Consider the following 24,882-nt stretch of genomic DNA (forward strand, 5'->3'; position numbering starts at 1 on the left):
AATCTTTGGATCATCACTCTAGAAAGGAGGTGATCCAACCGCAGGTTCTCCTACGGTTACCTTGTTACGACTTCACCCCAGTCGCTGAGCCCACCGTCGACAGGGGTCCTCCCTTTCGGGTCGGTCCCCCGGCTTCGGGTGAGCTCAACTCCCATGGTGTGACGGGCGGTGAGTACAAGACCCGGGAACGTATTCACCGCGGCATGGCTGATCCGCGATTACTAGCGATTCCGACTTCATGCAGTCGAGTTGCAGACTGCAATCCGAACTGGGACGCGCTTTAGAGATTTGCTCCACCTCGCGGTATTGCCTCTCTCTGTACGCGCCATTGTAGCACGTGTGTCGCCCTGGGCATAAGGGCCATGATGACTTGACGTCATCCTCACCTTCCTCCCGGTTACCCGGGCAGTCTCCTTAGAGTGCCCACCCGAAGTGCTGGCAACTAAGGACGAGGGTTGCGCTCGTTGCGGGACTTAACCCAACATCTCACGACACGAGCTGACGACAGCCGTGCAGCACCTGTCACCTGGCTCCCCCAAAAGGAGGCACCCCTCTATCTCTAGAGGGTTCCAGGGATGTCAAGCCCAGGTAAGGTTCTTCGCGTATCTTCGAATTAAACCACATGCTCCACCGCTTGTGCGGGTCCCCGTCTATTCCTTTGAGTTTTAGCCTTGCGGCCGTACTCCCCAGGCGGGATGCTTATTGCGTTAGCTGCATCACTGAGGTGACTAGCACCCCAACGACTAGCATCCATCGTTTAGGGCGTGGACTACCAGGGTATCTAATCCTGTTTGCTCCCCACGCTTTCGCGCCTCAGCGTCAGTACCGTCCCAGCAGGTCGCCTTCGCAATGGGTATTCCTGGTGATCTCTACGGATTTTACCCCTACACCACCAATTCCACCTGCCTCTTCCGGACTCTAGTCTACCAGTTTTGGACGCAGTTCCACAGTTAAGCTGTGGGCTTTCACATCCAACTTAGCAGACCGCCTACGCGCCCTTTACGCCCAGTGATTCCGAGTAACGCTTGCACCCTCCGTATTACCGCGGCTGCTGGCACGGAGTTAGCCGGTGCTTATTCGACAGGTACCGTCATCTTCTTCCCTGTCAAAAGGAGTTTACACCCCGAAGGGCGTCATCCTCCACGCGGCGTTGCTGCATCAGGGTTTCCCCCATTGTGCAATATTCCCCACTGCTGCCTCCCGTAGGAGTCTGGACCGTGTCTCAGTTCCAGTGTGGCTGACCATCCTCTCAGACCAGCTACCCGTCATAGCCTTGGTAGGCCTTTACCCCACCAACTAGCTGATAGGCCGCAGCCCCATCCCATAGCGCTAACGCTTTCCACAACCATACTTTCGTATGGAAGGAGTATAGGGTATTAGCAGCCCTTTCGGGCTGTTATCCCCCACTATGGGGCAGGTTAGCTACGTGTTACTCACCCGTGCGCCGCTTAGCTGACACTCTATCCCGAAGGATAGAGCCGTTCTCGCTCGACTTGCATGTGTTAAGCACGCCGCCAGCGTTCACTCTGAGCCAGGATCAAACTCTCCATAAATATCTTTATGAAGTTTTAAAATCCTCTTTTAAAACTCAAAGGACTCGTCTCTGTCTAGTTGTCAAAGATCCTAAATTCACAAGAACTCTCTCACTCATCTTCACTCAAGATAAGTGATTTGAACTCTTCTCAGCTCTCTTTTTCAAGGGGCGTTATTTTACTCAATCTCTCGATTTTTGTCAAGAGCTCTTTGAAATCTCTCTTCAGATTTCTCTCAATTCCCCTCTTTTTTCGAGGACTGAAATTATGCCAAACTTTCAGCTCTTTGTCAAGAGCATGTATAAGTCCAATACATATGGCACTCATAATGATTTTCAAGAAGGTATTGTACCGGAGATTTAAAATTAAGAGAAGAGTGTGGTATTTTGGTATTGTAATCGATGAGCCATTTTGCTAATTTTTTATTGAATTCATCCAAATCTGTAAAGAGTAAATCTTCATAGTATTGAATAAATTGTTCTTGAATTGTTCTATTGAATCTTTCATTGTGTGCATTCATTTTAGGGCTCCTTGGATATGTCCAGTAGTGTGTAAAGCCTTTTTGTTCAAGCAGAGCATCAAACTCTTTTTTAAATTCACTGCCATTATCTGAAAGAATTGCAAGTTTACGTTTTTGTTTGATGGAGGTTATTCCATCAATTAAAGCTTCAAGAGCATATGCAGTATGTTTTGCTCTTTTAGATGGAATTGCTACTGCGAATGCAATACGTGTGAGTGGGTCAATCATAGTAAGGATATATCGTTTTATACCGTTTGATACTATTTGGATGGTATCGACTGCCCAGAGTTCAAATGGTTTAGATTTGAGGTTTTTTGGTTTTCTGTTTTTTTGTGTCTTCTTTTTTGGTTTCACTTTTCCTTTTGTATCGATGCGGTAGGGAAAAAGTCTCATTGTATCTGGTGCTTTTGCGATTATTCTTCCTATTGTGGATTCCGAGGGAGTTTTAAGTTCTTTTTCTTCACAAAAAGGTTTAAGCAGGTGGTAGAGTTTTGCTTTGCCGATGTTGGGATATGCTTTTCTTAATCGTTTTATCTCTTTAATAACTTCTATTGGAACTTTTGACTCTCTTACTCTTTTTGGTCTTCGTGATTTTGGATTTAAGGCTTTTATATCGCCATCTGCATCATTTAAACTCTTTTTCCATCGAAAGAGTGTTCTTCTGCTTACTCCAAAAGCTTCAGTTGTTGCTGCTAGTCCATATTTTTCCCAAAACTCCAATATCTTTTTTCTTCTTTTTGCCTCTTCGCTTATCATAAGCGAATTGTAGTATATCCTCTCTAATCTTTTATATCCTTTGAGCCCTGGCAACGTGTATTTGATTTGCACTCCTCACTCTCCCTCTCGGAGTGCCATATGTGTTTGAACTTATGCAGAGTTTGGTATTTTGGTATTGTAATCGATGAGCCATTTTGCTAATTTTTTATTGAATTCATCCAAATCTGTAAAGAGTAAATCTTCATAGTATTGAATAAATTGTTCTTGAATTGTTCTATTGAATCTTTCATTGTGTGCATTCATTTTAGGGCTCCTTGGATATGTCCAGTAGTGTGTAAAGCCTTTTTGTTCAAGCAGAGCATCAAACTCTTTTTTAAATTCACTGCCATTATCTGAAAGAATTGCAAGTTTACGTTTTTGTTTGATGGAAGTTATTCCATCAATTAAAGCTTCAAGAGCATATGCAGTATGTCTTGCTCTTTTGGATGGAATCGCCACTGCGAATGCAATACGTGTGAGTGGGTCAATCATAGTAAGGATATATCGTTTTATACCGTTTGATACTATTTGGATGGTATCGACTGCCCAGAGTTCAAATGGTTTAGATTTGAGGTTTTTTGGTTTTCTGTTTTTTTGTGTCTTCTTTTTTGGTTTCACTTTTCCTTTTGTATCGATGCGGTAGGGAAAAAGTCTCATTGTATCTGGTGCTTTTGCGATTATTCTTCCTATTGTGGATTCCGAGGGAGTTTTAAGTTCTTTTTCTTCACAAAAAGGTTTAAGCAGGTGGTAGAGTTTTGCTTTGCCGATGTTGGGATATGCTTTTCTTAATCGTTTTATCTCTTTAATAACTTCTATTGGAACTTTTGACTCTCTTACTCTTTTTGGTCTTCGTGATTTTGGATTTAAGGCTTTTATATCGCCATCTGCATCATTGAAACTCTTTTTCCATCGAAAGAGTGTTCTTCTGCTTACTCCAAAAGCTTCAGTTGTTGCTGCTAGTCCATATTTTTCCCAAAACTCCAATATCTTTTTTCTTCTTTTTGCCTCTTCGCTTATCATAAGCGAATTGTAGTATATCCTCTCTAATCTTTTATATCCTTTGAGCCCTGGCAACGTGTATTTGATTTGCACTCCTCACTCTCCTTTGGAGAGTGCCAGATCTGAATGAACTTATGCAGCTGTTGCAGCAATTTTTAAAAAGACATTGAAGAGATGTAAGAAAAACCAGTTTCTGGTTCAATTGCAATTTTAAAATTTGCTTTGCAACTGTTATCATAAAAACAAAATGTAATTTCGCATTGCTGCTGTAATATTTTTGATTGGGTATATGCAGATATATAGCTCTGTGGATCTCCTATAAGCGGACGTCCTTGATTATCAAAAACTATTCGTTTACTACCTCTATATGAGCAACTTGGAGAAAAACGCACATCAACGATTTTGTATGTCTCTTCAATTGCTGCTTGTTTCAACGTCCTCTTATCAGTATAGTTTATTGTGAATCCGCCACTGATAAGCTTTCCGGTTAATGGATCTTTTGCAACCTCGCCAGTTGTTGCATTGGGATTACCATCATAACCGCTTCCACTGTTTTTATCTGAAAATATTGCGTATCCCCATTTAGCTGTACTTCCATCACTACTTGCTTTTTTCTTTTTAAAAAATCGTATCTGCCATAATTCTTTGTACCAATCGCTTTTGGTAGGATTAAATTTATCATCGATTATTGCTAAATGCTGTGTATAGCGAATATGTGAGAGAATTTGATGCGCAGCATCTACTACATCATTTTTTTGAAATCTTGGAAGCACCATCGCAGCTAGGATTCCAATCACTATAATAACAAAAATCACTTCAATAAGAGTAAATGAAGGAGAAAAAAGGAGACGATCGGCAAAAAGTTGCCGATCTTTTATAGATTTATTTAATCTCTTCAGCCTTTTGTACATCGTACAAAATATCATCAAATGGATGGCGGTACATTGGCATACCAAGGCGTTTTTCATCAAGGATGTGACCAATGAAACCGATCGTTCTACCAAGAATAAAGAAAGAATTAAGTGTACCACTTTCGATAAATTCATCAATCTCCTCTTCAGTGTATCCCAAAGCTCGCCACATATCTACCATCAAAATCCCAATAGTTCCATCAACATTGAGAATCAAATTGTCTTTTTTACTAGTTGTGAGTTTTTCAACTTCTAATGCATACTCAAGCAGTGGCGTTGCTGGAAAGTTTTCAGCTGCAAATTTTTTAAGTCCTTCAACCCTCTTATCTGGATTTCTTACAGATTTGATTCTGTGTCCAATACCAGGAATTGGAATACCCTGTTTTTTCATATAATTTAAAAATTCTGCTGGACTCATGTTATTATCGTGTGCATATTTAAAATATTTAGCCGCTCCGTCTATCGCTCCACCAAATCTTGGCCCAATGGTAAGAAGACCTGTTACAAGACTCTCTACTACAGATTTTCCAGCGCGTGCTGTAACTTTTGCATTATGCGCACCACTTACCGCTGGTCCATGGTCTGCAACTGTTTTGATAACTGTTTCGATAAAATCAACCGCCCATCGTGGATATACTTTTTTAAACCAAAGAAGGCTTACAACATCACCAATTGTTTTACCAGTATCTGGAGTTGCTACGCTACTAATTGGATAACCAGCATATGTTGCCTCTTCTCCTCTATCATCACTGATAGTACAAACAAAGTTTTTCGGTTTTCTGATTTTTCCTTGTGCTAAAGCTTTAGCGTAATCTTCAGGAATTGGTGGAACTTCAGGCTCTTCTATATCTTTAATAATGCCTTTTCCTTTAAGTTCTTCGTACACACCTTTGATCACGTGTGGAAGATCGTTAAAACTATCAGGCACATGAATACCAGCTTCTCTCATAGCTTGGTTTTTTGCAACTGCAGTCTCTTCATCTGCATTTGCACTAGCTCCTGCGTGACCGAACTGTACACCGCTACTGAAGTGCTGCGCAATTGTTCCGATACACCAACCAATTACTGGCTTAGTGATTTTTCCACTTTTAACTGCTTCGATCACTTTATACTCTTCGCGTCCTCCAACTTCACCAAGCAAAAGCATATATTTTACATTTGGATCTTTTTCCATGCGAAGAAGATGATCGATAAATACAGATCCAACAAATCTGTCACCACCGATTGCTACACCATCTGCTACACCGTCTGCATTGAGGGCAATAATGTTACAAAGCTCGTTAAATAGACCACCACTTCGAGTCACCAGACCACAGCTTCCCGGTCTATGAAGCTTGCTTTTTACGATGTTTTCAATTGTTCCACCAATATTTGCAACTTTGAATGCTCCTGGAGTGATTGCACCAACAGTTGCCGGACCAATAATTAAAACGCCTTTATCTCTTGCAGTCTTATTCATAATTCGAGCAAGTCTTTCAGGAATCCCTTCAGCTGTAATCATAATTGTTTTAAACTGAGGGAATCGAAGAGCATCCATTGTCACATCGTAAGCTGTTCTAAAAGAAGCAAAGTTTAGCAAAACATCAGCATTTGGATGGGCTGCAGCTGCTTCCTCAGTACTTCTATAGATTGGAATCATTACTTCATCAGTTCCAAAGAAAAATTTATCAAATTTATTTGAGCTCGTTGGTGCAACAATAGCAGCAACAGATGGCTTTTCTCTTTTGATTACATAATCGTAATCGAGCATACGCTGAATAGCGCTTCTGTTGTTATTCCAAAAAATTGCTTGTGTATCTCTTGTAAAAAGTCCCATTCATTCTCTCCTTATGCTTTTGCTTTATCTTCTTCAATTGCCATACGAACGATATCTGTGATATGCGTTTCTGGTCCAAAAACTTTGATAGGTAGACCCAATCTCTCAGCTGCTTCTTTAATATCTTTCAAACCTTTTTCATAGTTTGGACCACCACGTCTTACATAAATTCTTACACCTACATCTTTCATCTTATCTGCATACTTTTCAAAAGCTTGAATAATACCTGTAAATGTTTTTGCAACATCTGTAAAGTTTGCTATCGCACCACCAATAATTAAGATTTTATCTCTTCCTTGCGGGTCTTTTTTTCGGGTCATTAAATCAAGCACAGTCTCAGTATAAAATCGTGTCTCATCAGTTGTAGGACCACCAGAGTATTCACCATAATTTGCAAGTTCTGCAACACCGCCAGCCAAGTCTGCAATAGTATCCGCATAGACAACTGAAGCACCACCACCTGCTACAAGCGTCCAGATTCTTCCTTCTGGATTAAGTACAGTCAGTTTCAAAGAAGCACCACTTTTTGCATCCGCTTCCGCAATCGCTTTTTCTTCTGGACTCTTTTCTGGCATTCCAAAAGGTGTTGGAAACTCAATATCGCCCCACTTATCTCGCATCAAAAATCCTGCAGTATCATCAAGTCGTGCAACAAGGTCAAGAAGATAGACATTATCGCCAACAATAACTACAGGGTTGATTTCAAGGTATGCAAAATTGAGATCTCTAAAAAATTTATAGAAATTTACAGCAAAATTTGCATAGGTCTCTTTTTTATCTTCTGGAATATCAGCTGGAATGTTCTCTTTAATAATTTTTTCAATCTCTTCATCACTTGCATTAATTGGAATTTTCACTTCAACAACTTTATCCCAATTCTCTTCTACCTCCATACCGCCATGAGCACTCATATAGAGCACATCATAGTTTTCATCAAGAGTTGTTGCCGCAATATAGTACTCTTCATCTTCCGTATGTGGTGTAAAAGGCTCAACGATAAAATGTGTTAAAACACCTTTTTGTCCGCTAAGAAGTGTGGTTTCTTGATTTCTTTTTTCATCGATCCATTTTGCTGCATCTTCAAGTGTCACATCACCTGGCTTATTGACTTTAAAAAGTACAAGATTGTTTTTTCCTCTTTTTCCAAAAAGCATATCTGGTTTTGCAACAAGAGGTTTGTTTTTGAGCCACTCATATCCTGGCTCCTCAGCTTTCTTTTTAAGTTCCTCTCCACTTGTAACAAGTACCGACTCGAAAGGATATTTAAGAGGAGCAAAATATTTGTCCCAATTTTGTGCAAAAAGCTTCTTGCCGTCGTATTCACGTATCGCTCTTTGAGCCATCTGTTCTCCTTAAAAATTATTGATTTGTGCTATTGTAACATTTAATTTAAAATATACTCATTTATTTTTTTTCAAAAGAGTTTATTCACTCTTTTTATGTTTATTTTTGTTACAAATTATATTTTATCTCTATTTATTCGTTACTTTTAGAAACATAATAACTCGCCAGGATCCTATTGTTATAGTGTATATTAATTTTTTCCCCTGAAGTTTTTGAAAGTTTAAAATTACTACAAAAGCCAATACCATAAAACTGCAGTTGCAGTGACAGTGAAGCATCAGAAGTAGTAAGACAGGAGATACCTCTTTGCTGTAGCTCTTTTGCAAGGAGTTTCCCTATATAATACTGCTTTGCAAAATGGCGTTTGAGATGACCAAAAAGAAGTTCATTGAAAAAAAGAGCAGCATCATTGAGAATCATAAAAGAGATAACAATAACAAAAGCAAAATAAAACTTTTTGCGATATTTTGGAAGACGTGAACGCACACTATGCAAAAAGGTGCGTACCATCAAAATCACTCCAAACACTGCAAAAGGAGCAAAATCTAAAAGGTTTATTTTTTGTCTGAAAGAGAGAAATAGTGCAAACAAAAATGCTACTGCACTCACAAACCATAAAACATCTTTATGCTCTTTTATCATAGTTCTATAAATGACATAAAAAAAATAGAGAAAAAGAAGAGGGGAAAATATTGCACTAAAAACTCCAAAAGTATCAAGAAAATAGCTTTTTGGCTTCCCTCCTACAGAAAAACCAAAAAGAAGTATAGATGCACAAAAGAGAATAAAATAAAAAAATGCATATCTCCATCTTTTTTTATAGAGTGTATAAAAAGCAATAGCTAAAAACAAAATTGCAAAGGCCTTATCCAAAAAGAGTAAAACGAGAGCAAGAATCATCCCACCAATACGAAAGGGGGAAAGAAGCAGTAAAAGTGCTGTTAAAAAGATTAAAAAAGGGGCTTTATTGAGAATTACACCGGTTGCTAAAACTGCTGGAAGAAGAGAGTAAATAACTGCTGCCAGCAGTGCATCTTGCTCTTTTTTTACATAACGTTTTGCCAAAAGATATATGAGATAGACATTTGCTATAGAGATAAGTAGTACTGGTAACCGCACAAAGAGCTCTTGCGGGTATATTTTATACAAAGTGTTTGCAAGAGTATGAAGCCATCCAGATGAAGCAAACACAATTTTTGCCTCATCTGGACCTATGCCAAGTTTTAATGAACCATAAAGAAGAATAAAAAAGTAAAAAAGAATATAATAAAAGATCATATATGCAAAAAATTATCCAGTATTTCGTATCCGTGTTCACTCATAATTGATTCAGGATGAAATTGTACACCATATATCGGTCTTCCTGCCACTTCCAATGCCATAATCTCTTTATCATCTTTGCTATAAGCAGTTGGCTTGATAATAGATGGAAGGTTGTTTTGATTGACAACAAGAGAATGGTAACGCGTAGCACGAAACTCTTTAGGGAGTTTGTTAAAAATTTTTGTATTGTCACTAACTACAATTTGCGAAGTTTTTCCATGCATCATATTTTTTGCTTGAATAATCTCTCCCCCAAAAGCTTGCGCAATAGTTTGATGTCCAAGGCAAATCCCAAGAATAGGTTTTCTCTCAGCAAATTTTTTGACAACATCAAGACTTACTCCAGCCTCATTTGGTGTAGCAGGGCCTGGTGAAATGATAATTTTTTCAGGATTGAGTTTTTCAATCTCTTCAACGCTCATTTCGTCATTGCGAATAACTTTGAGATTTGCTCCAAGCTCTAAGCAGTATTGCACAATGTTATATGTAAAGCTATCGTAATTATCTATCATAAGTATCATGTAAATCCCTTGTCCAAAAAAAATCTATCCATTCATCGGCATATTGTACAAAAAAATCTGGCTGAAACTTTGCACTCGATTTATAAAACAGTACTGCAGACTTGCAAATAAGATGAGGAAATTTCTCCTTTACTTGTGCAATCACACGCTCCAATGTCTCACCAGAATCAACGATCTCATCTACAATTAAAATGCGCTCATGACAACTAAGATCTGGAATATTGCCTATAGTAACACATGGTAATTTCTTTTGATCCTCATAGCCAATTGCACTAATTGCATAAACACTACGAATATTGTAATACTCTCCCAAAAAATGGGCGATCGTTAAACCACCTCTACTTATTGCAACTATTGCATCAAACTTAAAATCTATTTTTTTTGTAAGAGTTTTGAGATCTCTTATAAATTCTTCGTAGCTGTAATAGCGCATTACCAAACTTTTATTTCATTGTAGAGGCTGTCACGCTCGACGGGAATAAAACCGCTATCTTTAATAAGTGCTACAAACTCTTCTAGTGGCACACCATAACGGCTTTGGGCTCCTGCAGCACTTTGAATAGCTTCGCGCTCAATTGTACCATCTAAATCATCTGCACCAAACTCCTGCGCAACAAGTGCAAGATTGAGCGTAGAGGTAGCCCAATAGGCTTTGATATGAGGAATGTTATCAAGCAAGATTCTTGCAATTGCTATAGTTTTGAGATACTCCTGGCCTGTTACAAAATTTTGGACTTTGAGGTAGTTGTTCTCTTTTTGATAAATAAGAGGAATAAAACAGTTAAAACCTCCTGTTTCATCTTGAAGATTACGCAGTCGCAGCATATGATCTATACGATGCTCCCTTTTTTCTACATGGCCAAAAAGCATTGTGGCATTACTTTTACGCCCTCTTTTGTGCCAAAGTCTATGAATTTGCAGCCACTCTTGGCTTGAGACTTTTCCTTTGCAGATATATTCTCTTACCTCTTCATCAAATATTTCAGCACCACCTCCTGGCATACTATCTACACCATTATCAATCATCAAATCGATCATCTCTTCAAACTCAAGACCATACTCTTTTGCCAAAAAATTCACCTCAGCTGCAGTGAGGGCTTTTATATGAATATGAGGAAATTGCTCTTTAATTTTGCGAAACATCCCCAAATACCAATCAAGTCTAGCTTTGTCATTATGCGCTGAGACAATATGCACCTCTTTGATGCCTCGCTTACTTGCATCTTCGACTATTGCCAAAACTTCATCATGGCTCATTGTATAAGGATTTGGATTTTTACGGTTGGCGCTAAAAGCGCAGAACTTACAGATGTCTTTACAGATATTTGTTGGATTTATATGACGATTGATATTAAAAAAACTCTTTTTACCATAAAGCTCTTTTCTTCTTTTATCTGCATATTTTGCTAATGTAAAAAGATCTACATCATAGAGCTGTACACCTTCATCAAAACCGAGCCGCTCACCGTTTTCTAGTTTTTGGAGAATATCCATCTACCCCTCTTCTAAGTTTTGTATAATATTATACAAAAAAAGGGCAGACTTGGATATAAAATATGTTATAGAGGAGCTTCTCAATGAAAATGCAGATGATCTCACTATCTCCAAAGCACTTCGCAACTCAATCAATGAATATTTCAAAAAATTAGATCAACTATTCGATAAAACACAGGGTAAAGATTTTCTTGTCAAACATACAAGGTATATTGATTCTATTATTACTGCTATATACAAAGTGGCAGTACGAAAAATGTTTGGAATCTACTCTCCCCTTTCAAATGCCATTCCCATAACAGTTATTGCTCTTGGAAGTTATGGAAGAGAGCAGCTCGCTCCCTATTCAGATATAGATCTTTTGATCTTATATGAAGAGACAGAAGGGTACAATACCAAAGCTCTCATAGAAAAGATTCTCTATATTATCTGGGATACGAAACTCAAACTCGGCCATAGGGTTCATGAGTTAAAAGAGATCCAAGAAATAGCAAAAAGTGACGATACTATCAAAACGGCCCTCTTAGAATCGCGTTTTTTGATAGGAAGTAAATATTTATGGTTTAAATATGAAAACGAGCTTGCAAAGGTGCGCCAATATAATCAAAAAGAGTATATTTTGGCAAAAATTGAAGAGGCAAAAAAACGCAGACACAAATACCCTTTTGCGATGGAGCCACATATAAAAGAGGGAGTGGGAAGCCTGCGCGATGCAAATCTGGTTTACTGGATTGCAAACGTAATATATGGCATAACTTCTTTAAAAAATCTCATTGGCACACTTTTCAATGAAGAGGAGTACAAAGAGTATCGTATCGCACTTGAATGGCTCTTTCGTATCCGTGCAGCTCTTCATCTTGTAGCTAAGAAAAAAGAGGATAGACTTTTACTACAATATATACCTGATGTGGCAACAAAGCTTGATGTCAAAGGTACAACGCCACAGAAAAAACAGCAAAATCTCGTCACAAAAACCCTCCAAGCTATGCATACGATTGATACTTTCTCTCAGATATATACAAAAAAGATGATACGCAGATATCTCTTTAATGCACTAAATATTCCAAAACTCCATAGTGGTAGAGTAAAAGAGAGACTCTTTATATGTGAAGAGATGGCATTTGCATCCTATTTTGTACAAGAAAATGCACTTAAATCATTTCTTGATTTTCTTGTGCACAATGAATTTAAAAAATATGATCCAAGCCTTGTGCACTATGCAAAAAAAGTAAAATCTCCTAAGCAATTAGCAAAAACGACTGCTAAAACCATCAAAAAACTCTACTATAAGAACAGTCTCTACCCCGTCTTATGCCTTTTACACAAAAGCAATCTCCTTGCAAATGTGGTACCTCCTCTTAAAAAAGTGATGTTTATGCCGCAATTTGATGGATATCACAAATACCCCGTAGATATTCATTCGCTCATGTGTATCAAAGCATTGGAAGAGATAGATGATCCACATTTACAAAATCTTTGGAATAATTTAAATGATGAAGAAAAAGCTCTTCTCAAACTTGTTATACTCCTCCATGATAGTGGTAAGGGCAGACGGCAAAGGCACCATGATGTTGGTGCCAAACTTTTTAAGACTTATGCACAAAAGTTGGGATTTTCTTCAGACTTAATTGAAACGGGCGCAATTCTTATCAAACACCACACAGATATGACAGATAACGCATATAACAAAGATTTTCATAATGAAAAAGTGCTTCTCGCTTTTGTAGCACCTCTCAAAAACAAAAAGAGACTGGATATGCTCTATCTTCTCACGTATGCTGATGTTAATGGTGTAGGAAACAATGTCTATACTTCATACAATGCAAAACTTCTCAAAGAGCTTTATACGCTTGCACTTGAATCTTTACAAAGAAGCGAAATACTCGATGAAGTAAGTAAAAGGCTCAAAAAAGAGAATGCACTGAAGAAAAATGCAGCATTTCTTGCTCTGCCAAGGATGCTGCAAAAACGTATTTTATCTATAGAATCAAATCTCTTTTTTATAAAGCATAAAACCGAAGAGATTATTGAAATATCAAAGATAGCTTATGAAACCGATGATTATACATACAAAATAAAAAATGATGACTTTTTGCGTATTGAGATCATTAGAACCACACCTATAAATTTGGGATATCTTCTTGGGAAACTCTCCTACCTCGATATAGTCTCTATGGAGGTGTTTAAGCTCTTTGATAATAAAAAGTTTTTTCGCATAGAATTTATGGAAAAAGATGAAGAGAATATCGACTTTATTACACATGTAATCGAAGATTCTTTTGATATGAGCAAAAAAATTCGCCTCAAACGTCCGATAATCGAAAAAAGTGGTATAAAAATCGATTGTAATCACTCAAAAACTTACGCGATGATGAGTATAGAAGCGCCCAATCAAAAAGGTTTGCTCGCTTATATAGCAAAAGTTTTTGATGAGTTTGGTATCGATATAGCCACAGCAAAGATTCATACTATTAAAAAAAGAGCGAAGGATCTCTTTTTGATAGAAAAGAATGGAAACTTTTGTACAAGAACTGAGGAAATCTTAAAAAAATTGCTAGGAGAGTAGCTGGTGTGCGGAATTGTTGGTTACATTGGACAAAATAATATCAAAGAGTTTTTGCTTGATGGCTTAAAAGAGCTCGAATATAGAGGATATGATAGTGCAGGATTAGCAATACTGCAAAAGAGCGAACTTAAAATTTGCAAAGCTGTAGGAAAACTCGAAAATCTCCGCCGTAAATGTGCTGATATGAAAGTAGAGGGCTTTGGTGTTGGGATTGCTCATACAAGATGGGCAACTCATGGCAAACCAACAGAACTCAATGCCCATCCCCATTTAGGTGAGTTTAGTTATGTTGTCCACAATGGAATCATAGAAAACTATAAAGAGCTTAAAGAAAGTATCGATGCAAAATTTGTTAGTCAAACAGATACAGAAGTAATCGTACACCTTTTTGAAAAAAATTTAAAAGAGTTAAATGATCCTCTCAAAGCTTTTAAAGCAACTATCGATGCACTCAAAGGCGCTTATGCAATTTTGCTTATTACAAAAGCTGCACCAGATAAGATCTTCTTTGCAAAAGAGGGTTCCCCTCTCATAGTTGGCAAAAATGAAGAAGAGATCTATTTTGCTTCTAGCGATGCACCCCTCATAGGACACGCAAAAGAGGTGCACTATCTTGAAGATGGAGAGTGGGGAGTAGCTGCGTATGGCAAAGTTACACTCTTTAAAAATGAAGAGCACATCGAGCCCGATTTTCAACCGCTCACTATCAACAAAGAGCTCGCGCAAAAAGGTGGATATCGCTTTTTTATGGAAAAAGAGATCTATGAGCAAAGCGATGTAATTACTGAGACGATGATGGGAAGAGTGGTTAATTCACATATAGAGTTTGAAGAGATTGAGAGTGAATTTTTACAAGAAATCAAAGCAATCAAAATTTGTGCATGTGGCACAAGCTACCATGCAGGACTCAGTGGTGCCTATCTTATCGAAAAACTTGCTCGCATTCCTGTATCTTGCGAGATAGCTAGTGAGTTTCGCTATAAAGATCCTGTTTTACATAAAGATACGCTCTTTATTGTTATTAGCCAAAGTGGTGAGACAGCTGATACTCTCGAAGCTCTCAAGATGGCTAAGAGTGCAGGCCTTAAAACTTTAGCTATATGCAATGTAGATAACTCATCGATTGTACGACTTGCAGATCGCACTATTCTTACCCGTGCAGGCATAGAAAAAGGAGTTGCAAGTACCAAAGCATTTACAACGCAAGTGATGGTACTATGGATGCTAGCTCTCTATTTCTCTCAATTGACCAATACACTTGATGAAAACTCCCGCGCAAAAGAAATAGAAGCGCTGCTGCATACACCACATGCGCTCAAAGTTGATGAGAATCTCCATGAGCGTATTCGGCGTCTGTCAAAACGTTACCTCCATGGTCATGGATTTTTTTTCATTGGGCGTGATATTTTCTTTCCCCTTGCACTTGAGGGTGCATTAAAACTCAAAGAGATTAGTTATCTCCACGCAGAGGGCTACCCAGCTGGAGAGATGAAACATGGTCCCATTGCCCTTGCAGATCCCGAACTCTTTACTATTGCACTTATGCCAAAGAACCTCCTCTATGACAAAATCAAAAGCAATGTAGAAGAGCTTAGTGCAAGAGATTCTACAATTTGTGCAATCAGCTCGCAAGAGTTTGAACTCGCGGATGACTTTGTCCGTATCCACACATGGGATCACTATATGCTCGAATACTATGAGATGGCTGTAGTATTGCAGCTTTTGGCTATGGAGATTGCCATTAGACTCGGCAATGACGTAGATATGCCAAGAAACTTGGCCAAATCAGTAACGGTGGAATAATATGAACGCGCAAGAGCTTTTAAATCAATTTATCGAAGAGTTGAAAAAAGAAAATAAACTTCTTATCGAAAGTGTCAAAGAAAAAGATGCTTCGAGTAGACTCATGGAGATTGTCCAACGCAAAGAGGAGATCTTGCGCCAAATACTCTCGCTAGAAAAAGAGGAGGTAGAACCATATCAAGAGGAGCTGCAGCTCATTGATGAGCTTACTGAGCGCAATAAAAGTCTTGCAGTCAATAACATAGAGTTTATTAATGACATCTTTGATGCCATTTATGCAGCCAACTCTCCCACAAAATATACAAAAGATGGTAATATAACTACATCCAAAGAGGGTTTTTTCAATAAGAAGGTGTAGTCATGTCTCTTTTTAGCCTACTTAATATCAATAGCCAATCTCTCAACAGCTTCCAAAAAGGCATAGATCTTGTCAATAAAAATATAAATAATGTTAACAACAAAGACTACTCCAAAGAGAGGGCTGTTTTTACAGAACTTGCAAACTATGGTGTCTCTCTCACTGAAGCACACCGTATCTTTGATCAGCGCTACTTTGATCGCTTTATACACGAAAATCAAAAATACTCTTTTTATAACGAGGTTGCATCATCTTTAGGCACTATTGAATCGATTTTTAATGACATTCAAGGAAGTGGACTAGCTGAAGAGTTTAACAAATATTACCAAGCTATTAATGATATTATCAATGAACCAGATAATATCCCTGCGCGCAATGCATTTATAGAGCAAGCAAAGGTTTTGATATCCAAATTTCAAAACAGCTACGAATCGCTTGAAAATGAAAAAGACAACCTCCATCTAGCCATGCAAAGTGAAGCCGATACTATCAACAACCTTACCCAAAGTCTCGCACTCATAAATAAAAAAATAGCAGGTCAACCCAAAAACCTCATCCCAGAGCAAGAAAAACTCAACTCGCTGCTCAATGAGCGTAATAAACTCATCAAAGATCTTAGTAAACATATCGATGTAAAGGTACGCTACAACCCAAATCAAACGGTTGATATCTTCAGTGCTAAAGGGCATGCTCTCGTTCTTCATGATAATAGGTATAAACTCAGCGTCGATACTTCCAATTCAAAAGACCTAGAATTCGACCTTAAAACATTTTCAGCCAAAATCTTCATTAATGGACAAGAACTGACTGACGATTTTACCAAGGGTAGTCTCAGTGCAAAACTGCAAGTAGAAAAGACAATAGATGCTACTATTACTAAACTCAACAAGCTATTGCATACATTCGCTATAGAAAATAATAATGTGAATAAAAGTGGTATTAAACTCAATGGAAATAATGGAAGCGATATTTTTTCTTCTACAGACTCTACACAGGAGATAAACCTTGCAAATATCAAAGTAGCTATCCAAAAACCTGATGAGATTGCAGCTGCAAAAGATGCAAATGATCTCCCAAATGATAACAGCAATATAAAAGATCTCTATGCACTCAAAGGCAAACCAATAACTGAACTTGACAATAAAACATTCTATAACTATTATATAAAGATGGTAAGCGATATTGCGAATGAGAAAAATCGCAATGAAGGTCTCGCGCATGATACTGAACAACTTGTCAATGCTTTGGACGATAAGTTGCAAGAGATTGGAGGGGTCAATCTCGATGAGGAGCTTGTCAATCTTACGCAGTTGCAGCGATCATATCAAGCGGCAGCGAGAGTTATAAGTGTAACTGATAAACTATTAGAAACAGTTATGAGTATAATTCGCTAAAATAAATCTGAAACTATCCGATAATGAAAAAAACTCTAAAAGAAGGGTATTATGAGAGTAAGTAATAATCAGATTTATCATACATTCTTGAAGTATGATAAAACACGACAAGAAAATATTGCCCGTTACACCAATCAGATAGCATCTGGTAAGCGCATTCTCAACCCATCTGATGATATCGTAGCTGTCGCAAAATCACTCAAAGTAAAAGAGACAGCAAACGAGCTTGATGGATATTTGCGCAATATTACTACCATAGAAAATCATCAAATTGCAGCGCAAACTGCACTTACAAATATCTATGATGCAGCCCAGGATGCAAGAGCGGAAATAGTACGTCTCCTCAACCATGGCGTCTTGGACCAAGAAGATGCAGAGATTGTCGATGATTATCTTCAAGGACTCAAAAACTATATCATTGATCAGGCAAATACAAAAATTGGAGATACCTATCTCTTTGCTGGTACAAAGAGTGATACAAAACCCTTTAATCCAGACGGAACATATAATGGCAATAATAAAACACAAACTGTTCCCGTATCTAAAGGATATGAAGTAGATAGCACATTTAATGGCAAAGAGGTTCTTGGTGCGCAATCAGGCAAGATAAAAATTGTAGAGATGATAGACCGTATTCATGACAAAATCCAAGCAGGTACTCTTACTGGCATTGATGACTCATGGCTAGAAGAGTTTGATAAAGGAATGGAAGAGATTTCAAGGCATCGCTCATTTATCGGTAGCCAGCAAAAGAATGTAGAAGATTTTAGGCTTCAACATGAAGCATACAAAACAATGTATAACGATATGATCGCAAAATTTGAAGATGCAGATATAGCTGAAGCAGTCGCAAAGCTTGAGCAGTCTAAAGTAGCATATGAAGCTTCTATGGCAGTATTTTCACAAAACAAAGATCTCTCTTTACTCAAGTACTTCGCAGCCTAAAACCTATACTTTTTGAGGCTCTCTTGTTGCTGGAGAGCCTCAGCTTTTTTCTTTTTCTCTTTTTCAATACAATCGATAATATAGTCAATTTGCTGTAGTATTGTTGGAAGTTTTCGTGTATCTATGGAGGTAAAATCTATACTATTAATTTGTTGGAGTTGTTTTTGAGCTTCATCGATATTGCCACTTTGCAGAGCAATTTGAAGGAGATCAAGAATCTGATCTATACTTTTGATTGTATTCCCTCCCAACCCTCTTTGAGACGAGACAATACTTCTATGAGATCATCAATGAGTTGCAAATCATTTTTGGCATGCACCTCAAAAAGACTGCGATTGATAAAATCGTAAAGCATATGGAGATTTGTAGCTATCTCGCCGCCATTTTTAAAATCAAGTGAACTGTCAAGTGCACGAATAATATCCCCTACTTTTGTAATATTACTAATTTTTGATTTAATATCACCATTTTTGATATCCTCTTTTGCTGCTCTAAGACAGACTATCGCTTTATCATAAAGTAAAATAACTTGTTCTAGCGGTGAAGCAGTTTGCACACTATTTTTCATATATGCATCTAATGGATTCATCTATTTCCTTTTATTGCTTATTATTTTTTGGAAGAATTGCACTGATTCGCGAGCGCACATCATTCATTTGTGCAAGAAGTGAATCGAGATGGATAAACTGTTTTTTCAAAATATCACTCTCTTTATCGATTCTTTTTATCATTTGTTCGATACTATCTTCATACTTTTGTATTTTTCGCTGATAATTTTTCTCTTTTTGCTTGATAGTCCCTTGAGGATCAAAGAGGAAGTCTAGATATGACTCAAGACCTATTTTTACTTCATCTATCGTATTTTTTAGTTCATCTTTATTGTTTTTGAGAAGTGATTCAAACTCATCGCTACGTAGTGATATGTGTCCATTGGTATGATCTACATCTATGAGACCTCTTTCCATGAATGGAGTAAGTTTGTCAAAAATTGATGCACGGATAGAGTGAAGAGTATAATCTCCACTTAATTCTCCATTTCCGCTACTCTTTTGTTTAATATAATCAACTAAAGAATTATAAGCACTAAAAAGATCTTCAATGGCTTGTCTTGGAGCCTCAGTATCTTGCTTAATATCTATTTGAATAGGATCACTGCTCTCTTTTTTGACAGTGATATCTATCCCATCAATAACATTAGAAAAGGTATTAGTTTGTGAGGTAACCTGCTGACCATAAATATCGATCACAGCATTTTGGGCAGTTTGCACATGAGAGGCCTTATAGTTGCTACCAAGTTGCAGTTGATCGAGAAGATCACCAGTATCACTAAAGTTTATCTGACTGTTCTCGCCAGTTTTAGTTGAAGAGATAATAAGCTTATAACTGCTTCCATTGTAAAAAACAGAAGCATTAGCTTCGTTTGTAGCTTGATTGATTTTAATTGCAATGCTATCGAGTGTATCAGTTGTGGTATAGTCAACAGTTATATCTTGACCATTGATGCTCAGTGTCAATGTGCCATCTTGCGTAGCTACTGTATCGTCGCGATTAGTTTTCCCAGATTGCGATAGCCAAGCATCATTTGAAGCAAGTTGTGAAACGGTAAAAGAGAGCTTCGTAGAATTTACTTCGCTCTCATATGTGATATTTACTACTGCTACATCTTCATTACTTACATTCACCGTTTTTTTATCAACAATAGAACCATCTTTGATTTCATCAAACTTGTTCTTGAAATCTTCGAGCATATTTGCAAAGGCTTTAAAAGCAGACTCAGCCTTTTTAACTTTATCCTCTTTTTGCTCTATGAGATTTACTTGCTGAAATTTTAGCTGCTGAAATTTTTGCAATATAGACTGATAATCAAATTGCCCACTCAAATTACTCAAATAAATCTCACCAGCCATTATTAAACCTTCTTCTCAAAGAGGAGTCCTGTTATCTCATCAATATATTTGGCAATTTTGAGTACTGATTCAGGCGGCAACTGACGAATTACCTCTTTTGTTTTGCTATCAACAATTTTTACCACTTGTATTCCTGTATCTTTATCTATTTCTACCCGTAATGATGAATTAAAAAGCTGCAACTTTTCATTGAGTTGTTCTACTGTTTTTTTTATTATATCATTTTGCATTAGAGGATCGAGTTTTTTAAACAATTCTTCATCGTTTAATTTTTTTTCATTTGAAGATGAAAGTTCATTTTTTTGAGCCAAATTTGCAGTATGCATATCTATTGCAGCTTGAGTAGATTGAATCGCTTTTACATCCATACTAAACTCCTTGATTCCTTAGCTAAACCCGCAAGCTTAGCTAAAGAATCGATAAGGGATATCCCTTATCGAAGAAGTTGTAGGACAAGCTGTGATTGCTGATTTGCTTGAGCAAGCATTGCAGTACCAGATTGCATGAGGATATTGTTTTTGGTAAATTCTGCCATCTCTTTAGCAAAATCGATATTTCTAATGCGGCTTTCCGCATCATTTGTATTGACTCTTTGTGTTTCATTATTTGATATAATTTTTTCTAGCTCAATTTGCGCAGAACCAAATTTTGCAGCCACTCGATCCACTGCCTTAATTAAAGCATCGACTTGAGAGATTGCTGCATTTGCTTTCGTTTGGCCAGTAACATTTATCGTATATGCTGTTCCTCCTATTGTCACAGTTGAAGTAGCAGCTGAATTAGCGCCAGCTGCAGCTTGAGCTGTATCAGAAACTATTGCTAAACTCTGATTTGTTCTTCCACCATACTGAATGGTAAAAGTCTGCACTCCTGATGAAAATATAGTTCTTCCGTTAAACTCTGTATCAGAAAAAATCTTTCCAATTGCGTCAACAAGCTTATTGATATCTTGCTGTATAGTTTTACGGTTGGTATCATCATTAGTATCGTTTGCAGCCTGAATAGTTTTGGCTTTTATATCATTGAGGATGTTATAAACCTCTTCTAAACTCCCCTGTGCAATCTGCGCCAAACTCACACCATCTTGTGCATTTCTTGTACCTTGATCAAGAGAAACTGCAAATGTTTTCAATTGATCAGCAATATAGAGTCCTGCTGCATCATCTGCTGCACGATTAATTCTATGACCAGTTGCCAGACGCTCCAAGTTTTTATTGACATTATGCTCAGTCTTTAGCATATTCGCATGCGTAAAATCAGACTGAAAGTTGTAGTTGATTTTGAGTGCCATTTTTTGCCTCCTGATTTTTTTTACACTTTTAGTATCGGAGACAAAAATTAATTTTTTAGCACTTTTTGGAGTTTTTCTACCAATTCATCTTCACCTAGCGCTTTGAGAGTATTGATATAATCAGGATATATCTCAATATTATAATTATCTATTAACGTTTTTTCAAAATATATCCTTGCATTTTTATAATCTGCTTTTTGATAGTAGATTTTTGCAACTATTTCATTTATAGTTTTATCATTCTCACTATTTTGCAAAAACATTTGGGCAAATTGTAAACTTTTTTCATAGTTCTTACGATTGAAATAATATATAGCGAAATACTTTTCAAAAAAACTATTGTTATAAAAAATTTTTTCTATTTTTTTAAATAGTTTTAAAAATCTCTCATCATTATGCTCTTCAAAATATCTCAAAAGTAAATAAATTTTATATATATTTTTCTCTTTCTTCCAATTTTTATATATTTCATCTATCTCCTCTTTTGTAAAATAATCTAAAATTTTTTCTGTAATAACATCTATTTTATTGACAGATTCGCTTACTTGCACCTCAACCATTTTCATACCTGGTTGAAAATCTATAGCATGTTCAAAAAATTTGAGATAATATTTCTTTGCTAAATCATACTTTTTTGCTGCAAAGAGTATTTCAGCTTTTTTATATAAATAGTCCGGATGAAAGTTCCAAATTTTCAAAGCCCTATTTATTGCTCTAATAGCATTACAATAATCTTTATCTTTGAGATACGCCTCTACAAGATATGTCATACCATAGGAGAAAAAGTGGTTATTCATTCTCTTTTCATCAAAAATATCAATAAATTTTTCTCCTATTTTTTTAAGTTTTTCATTGTACTTATCATCTTCATATGCAAGAATTGCGTATGTTTGCATAAAATAGAAATATTTAATAAAAATCTCTTTTTTGTCTTTTAAATTTTTAATTTCCGATTCTAATAATTTTAAATTTCTTTTTGCTTTTTGAAGTTGTACATTTGTCTTTTGATATCCATAGTGATTAACAAAAATTGGTAGAGCTATAACTTCTTCAACATCGACTCTTTCATGAATATCTCCTATCCATTTAATCTGTGGTTTATTTTTATGGATAAACGTTTGCGAAGAGATTGAGAGAACTCTCCCATCAAGACCAAAATTTTTCACATAAATATTTATTGCATCATATGGAATCTCTTTATAACTCCTGATATACACTTGAAACTTATTAAACTCATCCTTTTCCAACTCAAAATCAGCATCAAAATGCCATATCCATTTACCCTCACATTTGCTTATCGCATAATTTCTCGCGTCTGCAAAACCGTTCCACTTTTTTTTATACACCTTACAGCCATACTCTTTGGCAATCTCTATACTTCGATCAGTGGAACCTGTATCTACAACAACGATCTCATCAAATTTACCTTGGAGACTTTTGAGAAGTCTTGGAAGATTTTCCTCTTCGTTTTTCATGATAAGTGCGGCTGATATTTTCATGACCAATACTTTTGAATAAATTCATTTTTATTTTCTTCATAGCTATTTGCTATTACTTTTATTCTTCTATCTATTGCCTTAGTTTCTACACCAAATCTCTTCGCAACTTTTTGGCTTTCTAATTTCAAAGGATTTAAAAGATATGCAGCTCTTGCAAAATTTTTAGCTTGCCGTATATCTTCACTCTTTAGAGCCAATGTATAATAAAAAAGCCAAAAATTCTCAAACCCTCTCAATGATACGCCATCTATATTTTCTCGCATAAGAAGCTTTTTAATTTTTTGATATCTTTTAAGCAATTTTCTTAGCTTTTCATTCTCTTTCACATGTTGTAATGCATATTTAGCGATTGTTAAATTGTCACACTGTAGAGCTTGAGAAAATTTCATTCTTGCAATTTCCTCCGATTGAGATATATATTCAAATCCATAGTAAAGTGCATTCAGTCCATCAAAATAGCCTATGAGACTTGAAGATAATTTTTGGTTTATATCTTTCATATCATCAAAATGATAGAAAATCTCTTCTAATCTGTAATACTTTAAATTTAATCTCATAGCTAAAGATTCATAACTTCTATCAGCATAATAAACAGAATTTTCTCCATTTGTTGTATTAGATAAATGTATTCGCCATAAAGCAACCACATTATTAAGTTTTTTAAATCTAGCAGTTTTTGCGACCCTTATCCAAAATTCAAAATCCTGAGCTCTCTCAAAACGTTCATCATATTTTCCTATTTTCGTATAAAGTATTGTTTTCACCATTGACCCAAGATTGGGTATATACGATCCTTTTCCTTCATATAACATTTGTAAGAGAGTATCTCCATTTTCAAAAAAATCTAATGGTGTAAATCTTAATTCCTGTTCGCCAAAAGAATTCAAATTTCCATAGACAACGTCAGGTGTTATATCTACATCATTAAGCAAATCAACGTATTTTTGCAAAATATTTGGCATTAATTTATCGTCGTCATCAAGCCAAAGAATATACTCACCTCTAGCTTCTTCTATACATCTATTGCGTGTATATGGTCTTCCTCTGTTTTTTTCATTGGCAAAAAAGCGGATTTTAGGACTATTGAACTCCTCAATTACCTCTTGCATATCCACATCTGAGCCATCATCCACCACCACTATTTCATAATTTTCATAGTTTTGGTTAAGGGCACTTTGCAACGCTTCGCGTAAAAACTCTTTTCTATTGTATGTGGGAATGGCTATCGTAATCAACGGCTCATAGCTATTTTTTTTAAAATAGAGTTTTGCCGTACCTTTTTGTGTCTCATAATTTTCACTTCGTAAATTGTAATCATCCCTCAACCATTTCTCAACTATTTTCCTTTCTTCCTCTCTATGAGCATCATCGAGTAATATAACTGTTTCATTGTTTAAATAGCTATAAAGTAATGGAAGAGCTGGATAACGTGCCAAAGGCTGCGTATCCATAGGTGGACCATCTACAAGTAAAATATCTATGGGAGCATCAATATGGAGTTGCGAGATATCGTACCATAACCACTCATCCTCATCTATTAAATAGTATTTCAAAGGAGCATAAAGAGGCTCGACAAACTTCAAAAGGTTATGAAGTTTAAGTTCGTTTTCTGTTTTTTTCAAATAATCGTAACTATGATCGAGTGAGATAATTTTAGAGTTGGGCGAATGTTCTTTCAACAAATATGCCATTAAAATTGTAGAAACTCCACTTCCACATTCAACTATTATCAAATCTTTTTTATTTCGAATCTTTTTTAGTAATTCACGATAGACAATTTTCATAAAATCTGCACTAGCAGCCCATCCTCCCAACCTATTAAGTGGATAGTTAAGATTAATAAATGATAAAATCTGCTCAAGATCTTCTAATTGATATTGCATAATTGTTCCTCATTAAATGT

The 24,882-nt window shown here is 36.6% G+C and carries 20 protein-coding genes, 1 rRNA gene and 1 pseudogene; 5 read left to right on the forward strand and 17 right to left on the reverse strand.

Translation table 11 applies throughout. The annotated features are described in order from the left end of the window. Nucleotides 1-22: 22 nt before the first annotated feature. The 10 genes and pseudogenes from NITER_RS05130 to mqnE form a co-directional block, all read right to left on the reverse strand. A 16S ribosomal RNA gene (locus NITER_RS05130) occupies nt 23-1,553 on the reverse strand. Between the two features lie 268 nt (nt 1,554-1,821). Then, nucleotides 1,822-2,880, reverse strand: a complete 1,059-nt coding sequence (locus NITER_RS05135; RefSeq protein WP_281847386.1) for an integrase core domain-containing protein — start codon at nt 2,878-2,880, stop codon at nt 1,822-1,824. Between the two features lie 48 nt (nt 2,881-2,928). Next, nucleotides 2,929-3,900 (reverse strand): annotated as a pseudogene (locus NITER_RS05140) (DDE-type integrase/transposase/recombinase); the annotation flags it as partial. A gap of 62 nt (nt 3,901-3,962) precedes the next feature. After that, complete coding sequence (locus NITER_RS05145) at nt 3,963-4,718, reverse strand: hypothetical protein (protein ID WP_084275560.1); 756 nt, start codon at nt 4,716-4,718, stop codon at nt 3,963-3,965. Then, nucleotides 4,690-6,534: a citrate/2-methylcitrate synthase gene (locus NITER_RS05150; protein ID WP_084275559.1), complete on the reverse strand. Its 1,845-nt coding sequence runs from the start codon at nt 6,532-6,534 to the stop codon at nt 4,690-4,692. The genes NITER_RS05145 and NITER_RS05150 overlap by 29 nt, the downstream gene beginning before the upstream one ends. Nucleotides 6,535-6,545: 11 nt before the next feature. Then, complete coding sequence (locus NITER_RS05155) at nt 6,546-7,877, reverse strand: ATP citrate lyase citrate-binding domain-containing protein (RefSeq protein WP_084275558.1); 1,332 nt, start codon at nt 7,875-7,877, stop codon at nt 6,546-6,548. A gap of 133 nt (nt 7,878-8,010) precedes the next feature. Then, complete coding sequence (locus NITER_RS05160) at nt 8,011-9,156, reverse strand: glycosyltransferase family 39 protein (RefSeq protein ID WP_084275557.1); 1,146 nt, start codon at nt 9,154-9,156, stop codon at nt 8,011-8,013. Next, a complete protein-coding gene (locus NITER_RS05165; RefSeq protein ID WP_084275556.1) occupies nt 9,153-9,722 on the reverse strand; it encodes an anthranilate synthase component II in 570 nt (189 codons plus the stop codon). Before NITER_RS05165 ends, NITER_RS05160 begins: the two co-directional genes overlap by 4 nt. Continuing rightward, entirely contained in the window at nt 9,703-10,155 is a 453-nt protein-coding gene (locus NITER_RS05170) for a phosphoribosyltransferase (protein WP_084275555.1), read from the reverse strand. Before NITER_RS05170 ends, NITER_RS05165 begins: the two co-directional genes overlap by 20 nt. Further along, on the reverse strand, nt 10,155-11,216 hold the full coding sequence (gene mqnE, locus NITER_RS05175) for an aminofutalosine synthase MqnE (RefSeq protein ID WP_084275554.1): 1,062 nt from the start codon (nt 11,214-11,216) through the stop codon (nt 10,155-10,157). The genes NITER_RS05170 and mqnE overlap by 1 nt, the downstream gene beginning before the upstream one ends. Nucleotides 11,217-11,265: 49 nt before the next feature. On the opposite strand from mqnE, the gene NITER_RS05180 reads away from it, so the two are divergent. The 5 genes from NITER_RS05180 to flgL are packed head-to-tail and all read left to right on the forward strand — an operon-like array spanning nt 11,266 to nt 18,282. Continuing rightward, entirely contained in the window at nt 11,266-13,782 is a 2,517-nt protein-coding gene (locus tag NITER_RS05180; protein ID WP_084275553.1) for a [protein-PII] uridylyltransferase family protein, read from the forward strand. Nucleotides 13,783-13,785: 3 nt separating this feature from the next. Beyond that, nucleotides 13,786-15,585, forward strand: coding sequence for a glutamine--fructose-6-phosphate transaminase (isomerizing) (gene glmS, locus NITER_RS05185; protein WP_084275552.1), 1,800 nt, complete (start codon nt 13,786-13,788; stop codon nt 15,583-15,585). Between the two features lies 1 nt (nt 15,586). After that, the gene (locus tag NITER_RS05190) at nt 15,587-15,943 is read left to right on the forward strand and encodes a hypothetical protein (RefSeq protein ID WP_084275551.1); all 357 of its coding nucleotides are present in this window, start codon (nt 15,587-15,589) and stop codon (nt 15,941-15,943) included. A gap of 2 nt (nt 15,944-15,945) precedes the next feature. Further along, a complete protein-coding gene (gene flgK, locus NITER_RS05195; protein ID WP_084275550.1) occupies nt 15,946-17,337 on the forward strand; it encodes a flagellar hook-associated protein FlgK in 1,392 nt (463 codons plus the stop codon). Nucleotides 17,338-17,388: 51 nt separating this feature from the next. Beyond that, nucleotides 17,389-18,282, forward strand: a complete 894-nt coding sequence (flgL, locus tag NITER_RS05200; RefSeq protein ID WP_084275549.1) for a flagellar hook-associated protein FlgL — start codon at nt 17,389-17,391, stop codon at nt 18,280-18,282. Here flgL and NITER_RS05205 read toward each other — a convergent pair. The 7 genes from NITER_RS05205 to NITER_RS05235 form a co-directional block, all read right to left on the reverse strand. Continuing rightward, complete coding sequence (locus tag NITER_RS05205) at nt 18,279-18,533, reverse strand: hypothetical protein (RefSeq protein WP_084275548.1); 255 nt, start codon at nt 18,531-18,533, stop codon at nt 18,279-18,281. The genes flgL and NITER_RS05205 overlap by 4 nt on opposite strands. Next, on the reverse strand, nt 18,506-18,871 hold the full coding sequence (fliS, locus tag NITER_RS05210) for a flagellar export chaperone FliS (RefSeq protein WP_084275547.1): 366 nt from the start codon (nt 18,869-18,871) through the stop codon (nt 18,506-18,508). Before fliS ends, NITER_RS05205 begins: the two co-directional genes overlap by 28 nt. Before the next feature lie 10 nt (nt 18,872-18,881). Beyond that, the gene (gene fliD, locus NITER_RS05215; RefSeq protein ID WP_084275546.1) at nt 18,882-20,189 is read right to left on the reverse strand and encodes a flagellar filament capping protein FliD; all 1,308 of its coding nucleotides are present in this window, start codon (nt 20,187-20,189) and stop codon (nt 18,882-18,884) included. Nucleotides 20,190-20,191: 2 nt separating this feature from the next. Further along, nucleotides 20,192-20,557, reverse strand: coding sequence for a flagellar protein FlaG (locus NITER_RS05220; RefSeq protein ID WP_084275545.1), 366 nt, complete (start codon nt 20,555-20,557; stop codon nt 20,192-20,194). Between the two features lie 65 nt (nt 20,558-20,622). Beyond that, complete coding sequence (locus tag NITER_RS05225; RefSeq protein ID WP_084275544.1) at nt 20,623-21,480, reverse strand: flagellin; 858 nt, start codon at nt 21,478-21,480, stop codon at nt 20,623-20,625. Between the two features lie 47 nt (nt 21,481-21,527). Further along, nucleotides 21,528-22,979, reverse strand: a complete 1,452-nt coding sequence (locus NITER_RS05230; protein ID WP_084275543.1) for a tetratricopeptide repeat-containing glycosyltransferase family 2 protein — start codon at nt 22,977-22,979, stop codon at nt 21,528-21,530. Then, nucleotides 22,976-24,862: a glycosyltransferase gene (locus NITER_RS05235; RefSeq protein ID WP_084275542.1), complete on the reverse strand. Its 1,887-nt coding sequence runs from the start codon at nt 24,860-24,862 to the stop codon at nt 22,976-22,978. Before NITER_RS05235 ends, NITER_RS05230 begins: the two co-directional genes overlap by 4 nt. Between the last annotated feature and the right edge of the window lie 20 nt (nt 24,863-24,882).

The sequence above is a fragment of the Nitratiruptor tergarcus DSM 16512 genome (assembly GCF_027946175.1).
GTDB lineage: Bacteria > Campylobacterota > Campylobacteria > Campylobacterales > Nitratiruptoraceae > Nitratiruptor > Nitratiruptor tergarcus.